This window comes from Actinoplanes campanulatus (assembly GCF_014647795.1).
Lineage (GTDB): Bacteria > Actinomycetota > Actinomycetes > Mycobacteriales > Micromonosporaceae > Actinoplanes > Actinoplanes campanulatus.
The window spans coordinates 49,611-66,725 of sequence record NZ_BMPW01000016.1 but is presented as its reverse complement, the minus strand read 5'-3'; the positions used below and the strand labels follow the sequence as shown (position 1 = coordinate 66,725).

The 17,115-nt window shown below is 72.1% G+C and carries 14 protein-coding genes; 8 read left to right on the top strand and 6 right to left on the bottom strand.

Annotated elements, in window-relative coordinates; genetic code table 11:
• Positions 1-19: 19 nt before the first annotated feature.
• The 3 genes from IEZ13_RS28235 to IEZ13_RS28225 are packed head-to-tail and all read left to right on the top strand — an operon-like array spanning position 20 to position 5,419.
• The gene (locus IEZ13_RS28235) at positions 20-817 is read left to right on the top strand and encodes an MBL fold metallo-hydrolase (RefSeq protein WP_183224318.1); all 798 of its coding nucleotides are present in this window, start codon (positions 20-22) and stop codon (positions 815-817) included.
• Positions 814-4,389 carry an AAA family ATPase gene (locus IEZ13_RS28230; RefSeq protein ID WP_183224320.1) on the top strand — a complete coding sequence of 1,192 codons (3,576 nt, stop codon included), beginning with the start codon at positions 814-816 and terminating at the stop codon, positions 4,387-4,389. Before IEZ13_RS28235 ends, IEZ13_RS28230 begins: the two co-directional genes overlap by 4 nt.
• A 31-nt stretch (positions 4,390-4,420) precedes the next feature.
• Entirely contained in the window at positions 4,421-5,419 is a 999-nt protein-coding gene (locus IEZ13_RS28225) for a serine/threonine-protein kinase (protein WP_183224322.1), read from the top strand.
• Between the two features lie 103 nt (positions 5,420-5,522).
• On the opposite strand, the gene IEZ13_RS28220 is transcribed toward IEZ13_RS28225, so the two are convergent.
• The 5 genes from IEZ13_RS28220 to IEZ13_RS46875 all read right to left on the bottom strand — a co-directional run bounded on the left by IEZ13_RS28220 (position 5,523) and on the right by IEZ13_RS46875 (position 10,818).
• Positions 5,523-6,176 (bottom strand): hypothetical protein, encoded by a 654-nt coding sequence (locus tag IEZ13_RS28220; protein WP_189285759.1) that lies wholly within the window; start codon positions 6,174-6,176, stop codon positions 5,523-5,525.
• Between the two features lie 96 nt (positions 6,177-6,272).
• The gene (locus IEZ13_RS28215) at positions 6,273-8,279 is read right to left on the bottom strand and encodes an ATP-binding protein (protein WP_183224326.1); all 2,007 of its coding nucleotides are present in this window, start codon (positions 8,277-8,279) and stop codon (positions 6,273-6,275) included.
• Positions 8,280-8,290: 11 nt separating this feature from the next.
• Positions 8,291-9,589 (bottom strand): carboxyl transferase domain-containing protein, encoded by a 1,299-nt coding sequence (locus IEZ13_RS28210; RefSeq protein WP_183224328.1) that lies wholly within the window; start codon positions 9,587-9,589, stop codon positions 8,291-8,293.
• A 153-nt stretch (positions 9,590-9,742) separates the two neighbouring features.
• A complete protein-coding gene (locus tag IEZ13_RS28205; RefSeq protein ID WP_014447921.1) occupies positions 9,743-10,420 on the bottom strand; it encodes a Crp/Fnr family transcriptional regulator in 678 nt (225 codons plus the stop codon).
• Positions 10,421-10,551: 131 nt separating this feature from the next.
• Complete coding sequence (locus tag IEZ13_RS46875; RefSeq protein ID WP_229795165.1) at positions 10,552-10,818, bottom strand: hypothetical protein; 267 nt, start codon at positions 10,816-10,818, stop codon at positions 10,552-10,554.
• Between IEZ13_RS46875 and IEZ13_RS28200 the strand changes: the two genes are divergently transcribed.
• From IEZ13_RS28200 to IEZ13_RS28180, 5 genes are read left to right on the top strand one after another with little or no spacing between them, the layout of a single operon-like run.
• Positions 10,703-11,764 (top strand): CapA family protein, encoded by a 1,062-nt coding sequence (locus IEZ13_RS28200; RefSeq protein WP_229795127.1) that lies wholly within the window; start codon positions 10,703-10,705, stop codon positions 11,762-11,764. The two genes, IEZ13_RS46875 and IEZ13_RS28200, sit on opposite strands and share 116 nt — an antisense overlap.
• A gap of 18 nt (positions 11,765-11,782) precedes the next feature.
• The gene (gene nth, locus IEZ13_RS28195) at positions 11,783-12,595 is read left to right on the top strand and encodes an endonuclease III (RefSeq protein ID WP_268240146.1); all 813 of its coding nucleotides are present in this window, start codon (positions 11,783-11,785) and stop codon (positions 12,593-12,595) included.
• Positions 12,592-13,140, top strand: a complete 549-nt coding sequence (locus IEZ13_RS28190) for a TlpA family protein disulfide reductase (protein ID WP_183224332.1) — start codon at positions 12,592-12,594, stop codon at positions 13,138-13,140. Before nth ends, IEZ13_RS28190 begins: the two co-directional genes overlap by 4 nt.
• Positions 13,137-13,850 carry an NUDIX hydrolase gene (locus IEZ13_RS28185; RefSeq protein ID WP_183224334.1) on the top strand — a complete coding sequence of 238 codons (714 nt, stop codon included), beginning with the start codon at positions 13,137-13,139 and terminating at the stop codon, positions 13,848-13,850. Before IEZ13_RS28190 ends, IEZ13_RS28185 begins: the two co-directional genes overlap by 4 nt.
• Before the next feature lie 28 nt (positions 13,851-13,878).
• Complete coding sequence (locus IEZ13_RS28180) at positions 13,879-15,057, top strand: MarP family serine protease (RefSeq protein WP_183224336.1); 1,179 nt, start codon at positions 13,879-13,881, stop codon at positions 15,055-15,057.
• Positions 15,058-15,652: 595 nt separating this feature from the next.
• On the opposite strand, the gene mycP is transcribed toward IEZ13_RS28180, so the two are convergent.
• Complete coding sequence (mycP, locus tag IEZ13_RS28175; RefSeq protein ID WP_229795126.1) at positions 15,653-16,966, bottom strand: type VII secretion-associated serine protease mycosin; 1,314 nt, start codon at positions 16,964-16,966, stop codon at positions 15,653-15,655.
• Between the last annotated feature and the right edge of the window lie 149 nt (positions 16,967-17,115).

The window sequence follows — 17,115 nt, the reverse complement described above, 5'->3', positions numbered from 1 at the left end:
CCGACGTACGATTCGGGTCATGCGGGGTGCTGCGCCCGAGTCGGCCGAGGTCGACCGGCTACCGGGTTGGGTGACGTTGCTGCGGGCGCCCAACCCGGGGCCGATGACGCTGGACGGCACCAACACGTGGATCCTGCGGGCGCCCGGCGCCGATGTCGCGGCCGTGGTCGACCCCGGCCCGCTCGACGAGGAGCACCTGCGGCGGATCGCCGAGTTCGGGCCATTCCAGTTCATTCTGATCACACACGGTCATCACGATCACGTCGAGGGCGCGGACCGGTTGTCCGAACTGCTCGGCGGCACCGCGGTGCTGGCCGCCGACCCGGCGCACTGCCGTAACGCTGAGCCGTTGGACCCCTTCGAGTCCCTCGGCGGGAACGGTCTCGAAATACGCGTCGTCGACACTCCAGGGCACACGAGTGATTCGGTGTCCTTTCTCGTCGAGTGTGGGGACGACCGCGCGATGTTCACCGGCGACACCATCCTCGGGCGCGGCACCACGGTGGTGGCCCAGCCCGACGGTGACCTCGGGGCATACCTGGACAGTCTGGAACTGCTCAGCGCGTACCCCGAGGTCCTGATGCTGCCCGGCCACGGACCGGCCCGCGCCGACACCGCCGAGCGTGCCCGCTTCTATCTGGACCACCGCCGGGAGCGCCTGGCGCAGGTGGCGGCCGCGATGGCGGCGGGGGCGGAGACGCCCGCGGCCGTGGTCGACCTGGTCTATCCGGACATCGACCCGGGCGTGCGCTTCGCGGCCGAGTGGTCGGCCGCCGCGCAGCTCGACTATCTGCGCCGGAAACGGATGACACCGTGACCTGCCCGGTGTGCGGGACCGTCCCCGTCCCCGGCGCCCGTTTCTGTCACCACTGCGGCGCCGCGCTTCCGGTGGCCGCGCAACTGCCGGCGGCCGAGCGGCGCATCGTCACCGTGCTCTTCGGCGACCTCTCCGACTTCACCTCGTTCTCCGAGGACCTCGATCCGGAACGCGTCGGCGCGGTCACCGACCGCGTGCTGGCCGCCCTGGCCGGCGCCGTGAAGACGTTCGGCGGCCACGTCGACAAGCTCACCGGCGACGGGATCATGGCGGTCTTCGGCGCCCCGGTGGCCCATGAGGACGACGCCGAGCGGGCCGTCCGGGCCGCGCTCAGCATGCAGCGCGCGGTCCGCCGGGTGCTCGACGACGAGCGTGGCGGCGGCGCCCCGCTCGGCCTGCGGATCGGGCTCAACACCGGCGAGGTGGTCGCCGGCATGCAGGCCGGCATCGAATACACGGTGATCGGCGACACGGTGAACACCGCGGCCCGGCTCGCCGACGCCGCCACCATCGGCGGGGTCTACGCCGGTGAGCGGACCAGCGGCGGCACCCGGCACGTCGCCTCCTGGCGGCAGTTGCGGCCGTTGCGGCTCAAGGGCAAGCGGGAGCCGGTCCCGACGTACGAGCTGCTCGGCCTGCACGACGCCCCGGGCACCCGCTCCGGGCTGGGCGACGAGGCGCCGTTCGTGGGCCGCGAGGCCGAGCTGGGCCGGGTCTCCGGCCGGCTGTCCGAGGCGATCGACACCGGTACCCCGCGGATCCTGGTGATGACCGCCGAGGCGGGCATCGGCAAGTCCCGGTTCGCCGGTGAGGTCAAGCGCCTGGCCTCCGGATACCCCGGGCACGGCGCGCGGGTGCTGCGGGTCCGCTGCCGGGCGTACGGTGAGCGCCGCCGCTACGCGCCGCTGGCCGACCTGGTGCGCAAGGCGGCCGGCCTGCCCAAGGACGTGGCCACCACGGTCGCCCGCACGGTCGTGGAGGAGCGCCTCCGCAAGCTCGCCGGCCGGCTCGGTGTGACGCTCGACATCGACCGGCTGCCGGTGCTGCTGGGTTACGGCGAGGCCCCGGACCGCCCGGTCGGCCCGACCGCCCCCGCCGACCGCCCGGCCACCCGGGGGATCGACGCCGAGGCGATCTCGGTGGCGGTCAGCGGCCTGCTCAACGCGCTCGCCGCCGAGGAGCCGCTGGTGGTGATCGTCGACGATCTGCACGACGCCACCGCCACCACGCTCGACGCGATCGGCCTCACCCTCAACCGGCTGGACGGCCCGGTGGTGGCGTTGCTGCTCGGCCGGCCCGAGCTGGTTCGTGCCGCCGGCGCCATGACCCGGCTCGCCGACGCCGAGGTGCACGCCCTGCCCCCACTGCGCGGCGCCGACGCGTCCCGGCTGCTCACGTCCTATCTGGGCGGTGGCAAGCTCTCCCCGGCGGACAGCGACCGGTTGCTCGCCACCGCCCAGGGCAATCCGTTCTACCTGGCCGAAATGGTCACCCTGCTGATGGAGCGGGGCGCGCTCACCCCGGCGATCGGCGCCAACGCGGCCGGCCGGTGGGAGCTGGCCGCCGGCTCGCTCGGCAGCCGGCTGCTCTCCCGAGATCTGGCCGCCGTCCTGGCCGCCCGCATCGACGCGCTCGCCGTCGAGCCCCGGTCGGTGCTGCGCGACGCCTCGGTCGCCGGGACCACCGTGCCGAGCGGGGTCCTGGAGGCGCTCCAGGAGCGGCGTGCGGCCACCGATGGCGTCGAGCTGGAGCGGGCCGTCGACGAGCTGCTGCAACGCCGCATGCTGCACCGGTCGCGGGGTGGCTACAAGTTCACCACCCCGCTCATGCGCGAGGCGGCGTACGCGGGGATCGGCAAGGGCGACCTGGCCGAGCGGCACGCGTACCTGGCGACGTGGGCGGCGCCGGAGAGTGTGCGCCGGCCCGGCCACGACGGCGCGGTCCGGCTCAACCTGTCCGACGGCGAGCGCGATGCGTTCATCGCCACCCACGCCGAGCACGCCGTCGAGTTGGCCGACGCGGTCCGGCTGCGCCCCGACGCGGCCGCCCGGGAGGTGGCCCCACTGGGCGTCGGGGCGCTCGGCCGGATGGCCCGGCGCGCGCTGGCCGACATCGAGCCGGCCGCCGCCCTGGAGTACGGCGAACGCGCCGCCGTCCTGGCCAAGGGCGACCTGCCGCTGCCCGACCAGCTGGTGCAGGCCCGTGCGCTGCTGCGGCTGAACCGGGCCGAGGAGGCGCTCGCCCAGGGCGAGAAGATCGCGGTGAGCGCAGCCGGGGAGCCGGTCTGGCGGGCCGAGGCGATGATCGTGGTCGGCCGGGCGTACGAGGCCCTCGGCGACACCGCCCGGGCCGTCGCCGCCTGGCAGGAGGCGCTCGACGTGGCCACCGAGGCGCAGCTGCTGCCGGAGCGGGCCAACGCGATGCGCCGGCTCGGCATGGCGGACTTCCTGAACGGCCGGCTCAGCCAGGCGAGCAGCCGGTTCGCGGCGGCGTACCAGGTGACGCTCGCGGCCGGCGACCGGCACGGGCAGGCCTGGGCGTTGCAGAGCCTGGCCTGGGTGACCACCACCCGGGGCGACTTCGCCGGCACCGACGCGGTGCTGGGCCGGGCCGCGCGGCTCTTCGCCGAGCTCGGCGACCCGGTCGGGCGGGCCTGGCTGCGCGGCACCACGGCGTTCGCCCGGCTGCTGGCCGGCCGGTTGCAGGAGGCGCGGCGGCTGGCCCGGCTGTTCCTGCCGTTCGGCGGCCGGGTCGGCGAGGGCTGGGCGGTCGGCACGCTGCGCGTGGTCGAGGCGTACGCGGCCGCCGAACTCGGCGATCTCGGTGCGGCCGACGGGCAGGCGCGGCGGGCGTACCGGGAGTTTCTCGAGGTCTCCGACGACTGGGGCTGCGGGCTGGCGCTCGTGGTCCGCGGCGCCGTGGCCCGCGGTCTCGGTGAGCTGGAGCACGCCAACGACCTGCTCACCGACGCTCTGGGCTACGCCGACAGGACGGGGCACCCGCTGCTGCTCGGCATGGCCGGGACACTGCGCGGGTTCGTCGCACTGCAACGTGGCGACCTGGAGACCGCCGAGGCCGACGCGCGCCGGGTGATGGTCGCCGTCGAGCCGCACAACCCGCTCGCCCCGGCCCAGGTCGGGCCGCGGGTGCTGCTGGCCGAGGCACGGAACCGGGCCGGGGACGCGGCGACCGCGATCGGACTGCTGGCGCCGATCGCCAGTGACACGTCGGCGCCGTCGCTGCTGTTCTCCCGGCGGCACGCGCTCGCGTCGTACGCCTCCGCCCTGCTCGCCGACGGCCGGGTGGACACCGCGCTGACCTGGATCGAGCGGGCCGCCGCGGCGCCCGCCGAGGACGTCCGCAGCGGCGTGATCGCCTCGATGGTCCGGGCCCGGGTGCTGGCCGCCGCGGACCGGTGCGAGGAGGCACGGGCGGCGGCCGATGAGGCGGTCCGATTGGCATACTCGACCGAGCAGGCGAGCGAGCGGGCGGCCGCTGAAGAACTACGCGAAACGCTCTCTTCGACCCTCGTCGAGGAAACTGTCGCCTACGCGTCTGACGTGCCCGGATGATCTCCGTGGCGGCTGGCGTATTTTCTATTCCGTGACGGAGACTCCGCCCGGTGCCCTGCCGGTGCCATACGTGCCCGGCATGTCCGGCTTGTCGGTCATGGCCCGTGGCGGCTATGCCACTGTGTACCGGGCCACCCAGGACTCCGTCGGCCGCGACGTCGCCATCAAGGTGGAGAACCGGACCCTCGACAGTGCCCGTGACCAGGCCCGCTTCCTGCGTGAGGCGCGTGCGGCCGGCCGCATGTCGTCGCACCCGCACGTGGTCGACCTCTTCGACGTGGGGGTCACGGTCGACCAGCACCCGTACCTGATCATGGAGCTCTGCGACGGGTCGTACCTCGACCGGATGCGCGTCTCCCCGCTCGACGCCGCCGAGGCCCGCGACGTCGGCATCAAGATCGCGGATGCGCTGGTGCACTCGCACGCCAACGGCGTCCTGCACCGCGACGTGAAACCGGCCAACATCCTCTACTCGGAGTTCAACGCGGCCGTCCTCGCCGACTTCGGCCTGGCCGTGCTCGGCGAGATGCGCGATTCAGCGGTCACTCTCGAGGTGCTCACCCCGGCCTACGCCCCGCCGGAGATGTTCCGCCACGACAATCCGTCCGGGGCCGCCGACGTCTACGCGCTCTGCGCCAGCCTCTACGCGGTGATGAGCGGCCGACCACCGCGCTGGGAGTCCAACCGCAGCCCCAGCATCCTCACCCTGATGGACCTCTTCCACCAGCCCATCCCCGATCTGCCCGGGGTGCCGCGGGCGCTCACCAACGTGCTCCGCTTCGGCATGGACAACGACCCGTCCGCCCGGCCCACCGCGGAGCAGTTGCGCGACCTGCTCAACAACCTGCACCTGGACCCGAGCGTTCCGCAGCCGCCGCCGGCCGTCTACCGCCCGACCGCGGTCAACAACGTGCCGCCGCCGCGTCCGCGGCCGATCCCGCCGAGCACCCCCACTCTGGACGAAACCCCCACGGTCCATAACAATCCGGCTCGCAAGGGTTTCTTCAGCAAGTGGTTCCTCGGCAACTGAAGACCCATTTCTCGTACGGGTCGGGAAAGGCTCTCGGAGCTCCCCGCGAGCATCTGCCGGGTCGGGCCTTTGCCGCGCCCGCCGGGCTTAGCTGCCACGAGACCTATTCGTAGCACTCCTGGGCGGTCAACTGGAGCGTCAGGCTCTCGACCTTGCGGAGGTCGCTGTCGAACCCGATCCGGTAGGTGGCGTCGCTGTTCCCCGGAGCCGTGACCAGCAGCCGGCCGGTGTCCGCCAGGAACTGCTCGTCCACGTCCTTCGGGTAGGCGCGGCGGACGTCGTCGAGGGTGCTGCCGACCTTGATGCCCTCCGGGGTGACGGCGCCCTTCGGGGCGGGGATGACGGCCACGCCGGCGGCCTGGTACCAGACCCAGCCGCTGTCGCCGGAGCTGCCCCGCAGGCGGAACTCGGGAGTGCAGCCGGAGTTGATCTCCTGCCACTTCGCGACGTGGGTGGCGGACTGCTTGACGATCTCCCCGGTCGCGAGGGCCTCGGAGCGGGTCATCCCCAGTTCGAGCGCGCCCAGTCCGTCCGGCCCGAGGACCAGCGCCGCGGCCTTGGCCGGAGCGCTCGACTTCGACGCCGAGGGGCTGGCGGCCGTGGTGGGGGATGCCGAGGTGGCCGCCGCGGTGGGCACCGTCGCGCCGACCGGAGCCGCGACGCCACCGACCTGCTCCGGGCTCGCCGCGCATCCGGTGACGGCGAAGGTGAGGCCGAGAATCGCGCCCAGGAAAGGAATCGTGCGCCGCATCGTCATCGCTTCTTTCTGCACATGCTCTGTCGCTCTGTCGTGAAGTGCGATGCGCCGATGTGACAGTCGGTTCGTAGATCTTGGTAACGACCGGGTAACAGACTATTCCGGGTCCAGGACCGCCAGCAGCTCGCCGGTGTCGACCTCGGCGCCGGGCCGCACCGGCAGTGAGGCCACGACGCCGGCGGAGGGGGCGTGCACCGGATGCTCCAGCTTCATCGCCTCCAGGGTGAGCAGCAGCTCACCGGCGCGGACCCGCTGGCCGGGCACCACCAGGACCCGGCGGACGGCGCCGGGCAGCGGGGCGATCAGGGAGCTCTCGGCGGCCTCCGGCGTGGGCAGCGGGAACCGGGAGATCTCGCGCAAGGTGACCGAGCCCTCGGGACTGTCGACATAGGAGATGTCGCCGGCCCGGTGCACGTGGACCGCGAACCGGATGCCCTGCACGTTCAGGATCACCCGGTCGCTGTCGGCGTGGACCACCACGATGTTCGGGTGCTCGTCGGCGACCGGAGCCTGCCCCAGCCCGGCCAGGTCCAGTTCCTCCGGGTCCACCGCGCGGACCCACCAGCCGGCCAGGCCGCCCCTGCGGTTCATCCGGTAACCGACCTCGACCGGGCCGGTGGGGCCGTCGTACACCGCGGTCTGTGAACCGGACGGGACGTTGCGCCAGCCGGACGGCAGGGAGCCGAGAACCGGTGCGGCGGCGCGTCGGGCGGCGGCGCCGGCCAGGGCGGCGGCCAGGCAGGAGAGACGGACCGCGTCCACCGAGGAGAGCAGCGGGGCGAACACCTCGGGGTGCCGATCCAGGAAGCCGGTGTCCACTTCGCCGGCCCGGAACGCGTCGTGCCGCAGCACCCGGACCAGCAGGTCCCGGTTGGAGACGACGCCGTGCAGGTGGGCGCGGGCCAGGGCGGAGGCGAGCATCCGGGCGGCCTCCTGACGGCTCGGCGCCCAGGAGATCAGCTTGGCCAGCATCGGGTCGTGGTGCATGCCGATCACCGAGCCGTCGGTGACGCCGGCGTCCAGGCGCAGGCCGGGCTGCGGCAGGGGGCGGAACTGGCCGGCCACGTCCGGGACGGCGAACCGGTGCAGGGTGCCGGAGGCGGGCAGCCAGGCGTACGCCGGGTCCTCGGCGCAGATCCGCACCTCGATGGCGTGCCCGCGGATCGCCGGCGGACCGGGCATCGGCACGTTGCCGCCCTCGGCCACCAGCAGTTGGAGGCGGACCAGGTCGTAGCCGGAGACGCACTCGGTGACCGCGTGGTCGGCCTGGAGGGTCGGGGTCAGTTCGAGAAACCAGAAGTCCCCTTCGGAGTCGAGCAGGAACTCGACCGCGCCGGCGCCCACGTAACCCAGCGCCCGGACCGCGACGATCGCGGCCCGGCACAGGTCCTCGCGCAGGCTCACGTCGACGGCCGGGGACGGGGTCTCCTCCACGATCTTCTGGTAGCGGCGCTGCACCGAGCACTCGCGCTCACCGAACGGGACCACGGCGCCCTGGGCGTCGGCCAGGATCGGGACCTCGATGTGCCGGGCGTTGCTGACGTACGGCTCGCAGAACACGTCGCCGCCGACCTCACGCCTTGTGGAGGCGACCGCCTCGGCGAGCGTGGTGGCGTCCCGGACCACCCGCATGCCGTGACCGCCGGTACCGGTGGCCGGCTTGATCAGCACCGGGAAACCGGGCACCGTCTCCGGGTCGGTGTAGGTCGGCAGGACCGGCACCTGCGCCTCGGCGACCAGGCTCTTCGTCTCGATCTTGGCGGCCAGGGTGCGGAGCGTGGCCGGTGGCGGCCCCACCCAGATCATCCCGGCGTCCACCACGGCCTGGGCGAACTCCGGGTCCTCGGCGAGGATCCCGATGCCCGGGTGCACGGCGTTGGCCCCGGCCCGCTGGGCGGCCGCGAGCAGGGCCGCGGGCGCCAGGTAGGTGGCGGACGGCGTGCTGCCCGGCAGATGCACCGCGTAGTCGGCCTCGGCCACGTGCGGCGCGTCGGCGTCCGCGTCGGAGTAGACGGCGACCGTCTCGATGCCGACCAGCCGGCAGGTGGCGAACACCCGGCGGGCGACCTCTCCTCGGTCGGCCACCAGAAGTCGTCGGATCACTGGTCCACCTTTCAAGATCGGAACACGCCGACGTGACCGGCGCCCACGACGGCCGCGCTGTGCACTACGGAGAGGCAGAGCCCGAGGACCGTACGGGTGTCGCGCGGATCGATGACGCCGTCGTCGACCGGGGCGGTGGCGCCGGCCGTGGGCCAGCTGAATCGGAAACGGGGCTCGTCGGTGCGCTCGGGGACGATCCCGCCGACGGTGAGTACCAGGTGCGGCACGGTGGACCGGGCGATGGCGTGCCCCATCGGGGCGTCGTGCCGGCTCTCCTGGTCGCCGCCGGCCGTACCCGGATGACCCAGGAACAGCAGCGGGGTGGCCGTGGCGTTGGCCAGGTGCAGGAAGTGCACCGCCTTCTGCGCCTCGGCGGCCGAGCAGGACCGGTTCGGGGCGGCGAGCACCCCGAGCGGATACCCGTGCAGCTCACCCCATCCGGCCACGACGGCGGCGCCGTGACCGGGTTTGAACTCGTCGAAGTCGCTGTCGTCGAGGATCCGCGCGAACACCTCACGCGGCTCGAAGGCGGCCGGATCGACGGCGGCCAGGGTGAGCAGATCCTCGTCACCGTGCCGGGGCGGGGCCGGGTGGTGGGTACGCGGAGCCGGCCCCTGCTTGCGCCAGTTGAGCCGCCGTACGCACTGCCGGGCCAGCCGCAGCCCGTCCCGCTCGTCGACGGCGGTCTGGTCGGCGGGGTCGGCCGGCGCCACCGGGGAGTGCCCGTTGACGCCGCCGCTGACCGGCCCGCGGACCGTGATCGTGTAGTCGGAGAGAGCCGGCAGGTAGGCGGCGTCCCCGGTGGTGGCGCCGAAGACCACGCAGATCGACGGCACCCGTTCCGGGGGGAAGAGCCCGCCGGTGGTGCCGGTCTCGCCGGTCGACTCGATCAGGTTGATCAGCGGGAGGCGGTTGGCCGTGGCGATCGTGGTGGCCCGGCGGATCTTGTCGGCGGTGAACGGGTTGACCGCACCCTCGGCCACCGTCGGATCGTTCGCCACCACGGCGCACTCGACGCCCTCGACCACGCCGATCCCGGTGACCACGCTGCCGCCGACCGGGTACTCGGTGCCCCGGGCCGCGACCGGGCACAGTTCGAGGAACGGGCTGTCCTGGTCGAGCAGCATCTCGATGCGCTCCCGGGGCAGCAGCTTGCCGCGCGCGTGATGCCGGGTCACGTTCTTCTCGCCGCCGCCGGCACGTGCCTCGTCGAGCGCCTGCTCCAGTTCGGCGAGGAGTTCCAGGGTGGTGCTGCGGCCCTGCAGGTAGGCGGGATCACGCGGGTCCAGCGTGGTGCCGAGCACGGTCATACCGCCACGCCCCTGCCTGCCTTCAAAGCCGCGCCCTTCCCCGTGCCCGCCGGTGCCCTCTCGACCACCTCCGTAACGAGTGGCCGTACGGATGCGACACGCAGGCACGACCAAGGGGCTGTCCGCAGGACAGCCCCTTGTCAGCGGGTGGCGTCAGACGCGAGCGCGGCGGGCCAGGCGCTCCGGGTCCAGGATGATCACGGACTTGCCGTCCAGCCGGAGCCAGGCACGCGAGGCGAAGTCGGCGAGCGCCTTGTTGACCGTCTCGCGGGAGGCGCCGACCAGCTGGGCCAGCTCCTCCTGGGTGAGGTCGTGGGTGACCCGCAGGACGCCGCCGTCCCGGGTGCCGAAGCGGCCGGCCATCTGGAGCAGGTTCTTCGCGACCCGGCCGGGCACGTCGGTGAAGATCAGGTCGGCGAGCGCGTCGTTGGTGCGCCGCAGCCGGCGGGCCAGCACGCGGAGCAGCTGCTCGGCGATCTCCGGCCGGTTGTTGAGCCACGGGCGCAGCGACGACTTCTTCAGCCGCGCCAGGCGGCTGTCGGTCACCGCGGTCGCCGTCGCGGTGCGCGGACCGGGGTCGAAGAGCGAGAGCTCACCGAGCATGTCGGACGGGCCCATGATGGAGACGAGGTTCTGCCGTCCGTCCGCGGCCCGGCGACCGAGCTTGATCTTTCCGGACAGAACGATATACAGACTGTCGCCGGCCTCGCCCTCGTTGAAGACCACGTCGCCCTTGCGGACTTCGATCGTGTCCATCTCCTTGGCGAGCGCCTCGGCGGCTTCCGGGTCTACACCCTGAAAGATTCCGCTCCGGGCCAGTACCTCATCCATCGCCGCACCTTTCGAAAACGCGCAACGTCTGCGCTCGATCAGTCTAGGCGCATGCGGGCGGGAAACGGGCGGCCACCCCTTGATCCAGATACTGGACGGTAACCAGAAATGCCGTGACCGCTCACGACAATTCAGCGGTCCGGACATCTCAGGACAGGCCTTTCGTCGGTCGATCCCGCTTGTCGGCTGACGGTATCGTCCCCGTCGATGAATTCGTACCCCCCATCCCCCGGTAAGAAGCGCTTCGTCCTGCTTACGGCGGTTGCGCTGATAAGCGGCGCTTTGAGTGGTTGTAGCCAGGAAAGCGACACTCCGGTCTGGACCGCGCCGACGTCCGCCTCGGCCAAGCCCCCGATCGAGGAATCGGCCGAGATCGAGTCGATCACGATGTCCGCCACCGGCGACATCATCATGGGCGACGCCCCGAACAAGCTGCCCGCCAACGACGGCGAGGGCTTCTTCGACGCCGTCACCGGATCGCTCAAGTCGGATCTCGTCATGGGCAATCTGGAGCAGCCGCTCACCGGCGACACCGGCACCTCCAAGTGCGGCACCCCGAAGCGGGACAACTGCTTCGCCTTCCGGTCCCCGCCGGCCTACGCCGAGCACCTGAAGGAGGCCGGGTTCCAGCTGCTCAACACGGCCAACAACCACTCCAAGGACTACGGCCCCCAGGGTTACCGCAACACCGTGGAGGCGCTGGAGGGCGCCGGGCTCGAGCACACCGGGGCCGAGGACCAGATCACCGTCGTGGAGATCAAGGGGATCAAGGTCGCGGTGGTGGGCTTTTCGCCGTACGCGGGGGCGAACAACGTGAACGACCTGGACGCCGCCGCCTCCGTGGTGTCCGAGGCCCGTGAGCAGGCCGACCTGGTCGTGGTGCAGGTGCACATGGGCGCCGAGGGGTCGGACAAGGCGCACGTGAAGCCGGGCAACGAGATCTACTTCGGAGAGAACCGGGGCAACCCGGTCAAATTCAGCCGTACCGTGATCGACGCCGGCGCCGACCTGGTGGTGGGGCACGGGCCGCACGTGCTGCGCGGCATGGAGTTCTACAAGGGCAAGCTCATCGCCTACAGCCTGGGCAACTTCGCCGGCGGCGGGCGCACCCTGTCCCGCGACGGCGACCTCAAGTACTCCGGCATCCTGCACGTCTCGCTCACCCGGGACGGGAAGTACGTGGGCGGGAAGTTCGTCTCCACCTATCTGAACGACGCCGGTGTGCCGTCCCGCAACAAGGGCGACGACCGCAGCCGCAAGATGGTGGCCCGGTTGTCCGAGGCGGACTTCGGCGACACCGCCGCCGTCGTCGCCGCGGACGGGAGCATCAAGCCGCCGGCGTGACCGACGTACTCTTTACCGGTGACCCCACCCCGCGCAGCGACAGCCGTGCTCTCGCGCTTCGCGGGTGAGACGCCGCTGGGCCGCAAGCGCCGGGCCCGGAAGATGGCACGCGAGCTCGCCGAGACCCATCCCGACGCGCACTGCGAGCTGGATTTCACCAACCCGCTCGAGCTGGCCGTCGCGACCATCCTGTCCGCGCAGACCACCGACGTGCGGGTCAACCAGGTCACCCCGGAGCTGTTCCGCCGCTACCGCTCGGCCGCCGACTACGCGTCGGCCGACCGGGAGCAGATGGAGGCGCTGCTGCGGCCCACCGGCTTCTTCCGGGCCAAGACCAACTCGCTGATCCGGCTCGGCCAGGCGCTGCTGGAGCACCATGACGGGCAGATCCCCGGCAAGCTGGACCAGTTGGTGAAGCTGCCCGGCATCGGCCGCAAGACCGCCAACGTGATCCTGGGCAACGCGTTCGGCGTCCCCGGCATCACCGTCGACACCCACTTCCGGCGGCTGACCAACCGGTTCGGCTGGGTCGACGAGCAGGACGAGGTGAAGATCGAATTCCTGGTCGCCGACCTGATCGAGAAGCGCGACTGGACGATGCTGTCGCACCGGGTGATCTTCCATGGGCGGCGGGTGTGCCATTCGCGTACCCCGGCTTGTGGGGCCTGCACTTTGAAGGCGATGTGCCCGTCCTTCGGGACCGGGCCGACCGAGGCCGCTCCGGCGGCGAAGCTTCTGAAGGGCCCGCGGGCGCGTGAGCTGGCGGTGGCCGCCGGCGTGGATCCCGCCCTGGTCCCGGCCGCGGCGGTCCTGGCTCCGGAGGAGCCGTGAGACGGCTCGTCCCGTTGATCGTCGCCGCCCTGGCGCTGTCCGCCTGCACCGCCGCCGACCCCGACGAGCCGGAGATACCGTCTCCTTTCGCGACCTGCTCTCCCCTCGGAAGCTCCGGTGTCGCATCTACCGAAATACCGGACATATCGCTCCCGTGCTTCACCGGCGGCGAGGGAGTGAAACTGCGTGACCTGCGCGGACCGGCGGTGATCAACCTCTGGGCGTCGTGGTGCGGCCCGTGCCGGGAGGAACTGCCGGTCATCCAGGGCCTCGCCGACCGCGCCGACGGCCGCTTCACCGTCCTCGGCGTGGACATCGGCGACGACCGGGCCGCCGCCGCCGACTTCGCCACCACCCGCGGTGTCAACTTCCCGACCCTGTACGACCGGGAGAAACGGCTCCTGGACGAACTCGGGTTGGCGACACTGCCCGCGACCGTCTTCATCGATGCCGACGGGGGGATGTACGTGCACCGAGCCGCCATGGACGTCGACCAGTTGATCGAACAGGTGAAGAAACATACCGGCGTTACGGTGACCCGATGAGCCGTGGCGAGGTGCTGGGCCGGCCGGAGGGGCTGCCCGGATGGTTCGATCCGCTGCTGACCCGGGTCGCCGAATGCCGTACCGAGGACTTCACCACCCTGCGCCGCCCCGTCGGGAAGGGCGGCCGCGCCAGCGCCGTGCTGGTCCTGATCGGCGAGGACGACGGCGGCCGCCCCGATCTGCTGGTCCTGCAACGGGCCGCGACCATGCGCAACCACGCCGGGCAGCCGGCCTTCCCGGGTGGCGCCACCGATCCGGAGGACGCCCACGCCCCGGCCACCGCGCTGCGCGAGGCACAGGAGGAGGTCGGCCTCGACCCGACCTCGGCCGAGGTGCTGGCGCTGCTGCCCGAGCTGTGGATCCCGGTCAGCGGCTTCGTCGTCACCCCGGTGCTCGCCTGGTGGCGCAAGCCGCATCCGGTGCATCCGCTCCAGCCGGCCGAGGTGGCCCATGTCGCGCGACTGCCGATCAGTGAACTCGCCGATCCCGCGAACCGTATCCGGGTGCGTCATCCGAGTGGCTGGATCGGGCCCGCCTTCCAGGTCCGTGGGCTACTCGTCTGGGGTTTCACGGCGGGAGTGATCGCGGCGATGTTGGAGATGGCCGGCTGGGCGGTCCCGTGGGAGCCGGGACGGGTCGTCGAGCTACCGGATGCCAGCGCGCCGGTGCCGGCCGCCCGGGGCGGGGCGCCGGACGAGGTGGTGCCGTGAGATGGACCCTGACTTCTACGCTGAGTGAGTGCCCGTGGTCGATGTCATCCTGATCGTGCTCATGGTGCTGTTCGCGATCAGCGGATACCGCCAGGGCTTCACCATCGGTGCGCTGTCGCTCGGTGGCTTCTTCAGCGGCGTCCTGATCGGTCTCCAGCTCGGGCCGCTGATCGCCCGCCAGTTCGAGAACGGGACGGTCCGCCTGGTCGTCGCCCTCGGCGTCATCCTGGTGCTGGCCGTGCTCGGGCAGACCCTGGCCGGCTGGCTCGGCACCAACCTGCGGCAGGTCATCCAGAGCCGCCCCATGCAATACCTCGACGACGCCGGCGGGGCGCTCGTCTCGATCGTCGCCGTGCTGCTGGCCGCCTGGCTGGTGGCCGTGCCGTTCCAGTCCACCCCGTTCCCGGCGATCAACCGGGAGGTGCGCGGCAGTGCCATTCTCGGCGGCATCAACGAGCTGATGCCCGAGCAGGTGCAGGCGCTCTCCTCCGGGCTGCGCGACACCCTCGACACCAACGGCTTCCCGGACGTGTTCGGCGGCTTCGCACGGACCCAGGCCCGCGAGGTCCCGGCGCCCGACCCGGCGCTCGCCGGCTCCAAGGTGGTGCAGGAGTCCAAGGCCTCGGTCCTCAAGATCCTCGGCTCGGCGCCGAGCTGCTCCCGCCGCATCGAGGGCACCGGCTTCGTCTACGCCAAGGAGCGCGTCATGACGAACGCGCACGTGGTCGCCGGCACCCGCGAGGTCGTCGTGGAGAGCGGCGGCCGCCAGATCGAGGGCAAGGTCGTCGTCTACGACCCCAAGCGTGACCTGGCCGTCCTCTACGTGCCCGGTCTCAAGGCCCCGGTCATGCCGTTCGTCTCCAAGGAGGCGTCGAGCGGCGCCAACGCCATCGTGCTCGGCTACCCGCAGGACGGGCCGTACAACGCCCAGTCCGCCCGGGTCCGCGACGTCAGCCGCATCACCGGCCCGGACATCTACGAATCCGGCGACGTGACCCGCGAGATCTACACGATCAAGTCCCTGGTCCGCAGCGGCAACTCGGGCGGCCCCCTGATCGACCCGAACGGCGACGTCCTCGGCGTCATCTTCGCGGCCGCCGCCGACGACAAATACGTCGGCTTCGCCCTGACGGCCGACGAGGCCGCATCGGTGGCCCAGGCCGGTCGCACAGGCACCCGAGGCGTCCGCACCGGCGAGTGCGCCTAACCCCCTTCCCCGGTACGGCTCAAGCCCTCCCAACCACAAGCACCCCTGGCCCCGTGGCGCCCCAGCGACCGCCTGCCCACTCCCGCCCGTGCCGCCCGCCCCGGGCCGAGCCTGACCGTGCGGCTGGCGCCCCACGGGTCACCGGGTCATGCTGGTCATCAGCGCTGACCCCGCTGGTCAATCGATCCCCCGTCCGTCCCTCCGGCTCGTTCGCGCCGACCAGCGCACACGTAACGGTTTCCGTGGTCGCCGCCCGCGCCATGGCGGCAGGCCGGGCACACGGACGGCGCGACGTGATCGCCCACCGGGCCGGAGGCGCGGGCGGCGGTTGGCACTGGAGCATTCGACCAGCGGGCGCCAGGGCTGTATCGACGGCAGCCGGGAAGATCCACTCCCACGAAACTGCTCCCAGCCACGCAACGGTCACCCTGACCTGGACGGCGGTGCACTCATCACCCCCGCAAAACGCCGCCGGTGTCGAGGCAAGTGATTTGCCGACGCCAGCGGGGTGTGCTGGCGGCGGGAAATCACCTGCCTCGACACCGGTTACAAGGCGTTTTGCCGCGGAGCGAAGCGGAGCAATCAAGCACAGCCGTTAAGTGCCTTCGGCGAAGCGGCGGATGGTTATCGCGGCCGCGATCGCGGAGAGCAGCAACAGCAGGATGGCGACCCAGCGTGCGACCGGGACGCCGGTCGACGTGGGCTCGCTGGGGGCCGCCCAACCGCCCGCGTTCTGGCCTGTGGACGCGGTGGTGGAGTTCGGCTGGGTGCTGGCTTCGGGGGCCGACTGGGCCTGCCCGGAGACCGGCGCGCTGCCGAAGCGGGCGACACCGGCCGGTGGGGTGGTGTCGAGCGGGTTGCCGGGCACCTGCGGAACGTCCGCGGTGAGCGCGGCCACCGGGTCGACGAGGCCGAAGCCGAATTCCGGGTCACGGCCGGGGTCGCCGCGGTCCTGGGCGGTCTTGATGATCCGGTTGACCACCTCGCCGGCCGGCATGTCCGGCCAGCGGGAGCGGATCAGCGCCGCGGTGGCGGCCACCATCGGGGCGGCGAAGCTGGTGCCCTGGACCTTCCAGTAGCCGCCGGGCCGGGCGCCGACCAGCTCGTTCGCCGGGGCGGTCACCACGGTCTCCTTGCCGGTGATGGAACCCGACCAGAGGCCCTCGCCGTCGCGGTCCACCCCGCCGACGGCGATGACGCCGGGTTCGCGAGCCGGGTACCACACCCCGGAGCGCGGTGTGGTGGCCGTGGCGGTGCCGGTCGCGTTGCCGGTGCAGGCGATCACCACGACGTCCTTGGCGAACGCGTAGTCGATCGCGGCCGACAGGATGGAGCTGGACCCGCTGCCGCCGAGGGACAGGTTGACCACCTTGGCGCCGTGGTCGACCGCCCACCGCAGACCCTTCGCCACGATCAGCGCGTCGTCGTAGCGGTTCTCCTCGTCCAGCACCCGGACCGGGAGGATCTTGGACTTCGGGGCGATGCCGACGACGCCCTGCGGATCGTCGGAGCGGCCGGCGATCAGCGCGGACACCGATGTGCCGTGCCCGACCGGGTCGCTTTCGCCGTCGCCCTTCTTGTCGACCAGGTCGAGGCCGGGCAGCACCTGGCCCTCCAGGTCGGCGTGGTGGGCGTCCACCCCGGAGTCGATCACGGCGACGGTGACGCCGGCGCCGTCCGAGTAGTTCCACGCCTCGGCCAGGTTGAGCGCCTGCAACTGCCACTGGTCGGCGCGCACCTCGTCACCGGCGGTGCCGACGGGCTCGGCCAGGACGCCGGCGCCGTGGCCGACCGGAATCGGGGCGGTGGACTCGACGGCGGGCGCTGGGCCGAAGGCGATCAGGCCCGCCAGCACCGAGGCGCTGAGCCGTCGGCTCAGCACCGGCCACCGCCATCGGGTGCCACCCATCGCGGCCTCTCCGGCCGGGACACGATGCTCACACTGCTCACGGGTCGGCGTCGCCATTCTGAGACGGGTCAGTCGGACGGTCAGTCGATGGAGGGAGATTACTCCCCCGCAGCGGCGTGTCGCTGCGGTCCTTCGTGGCTAATCGCACC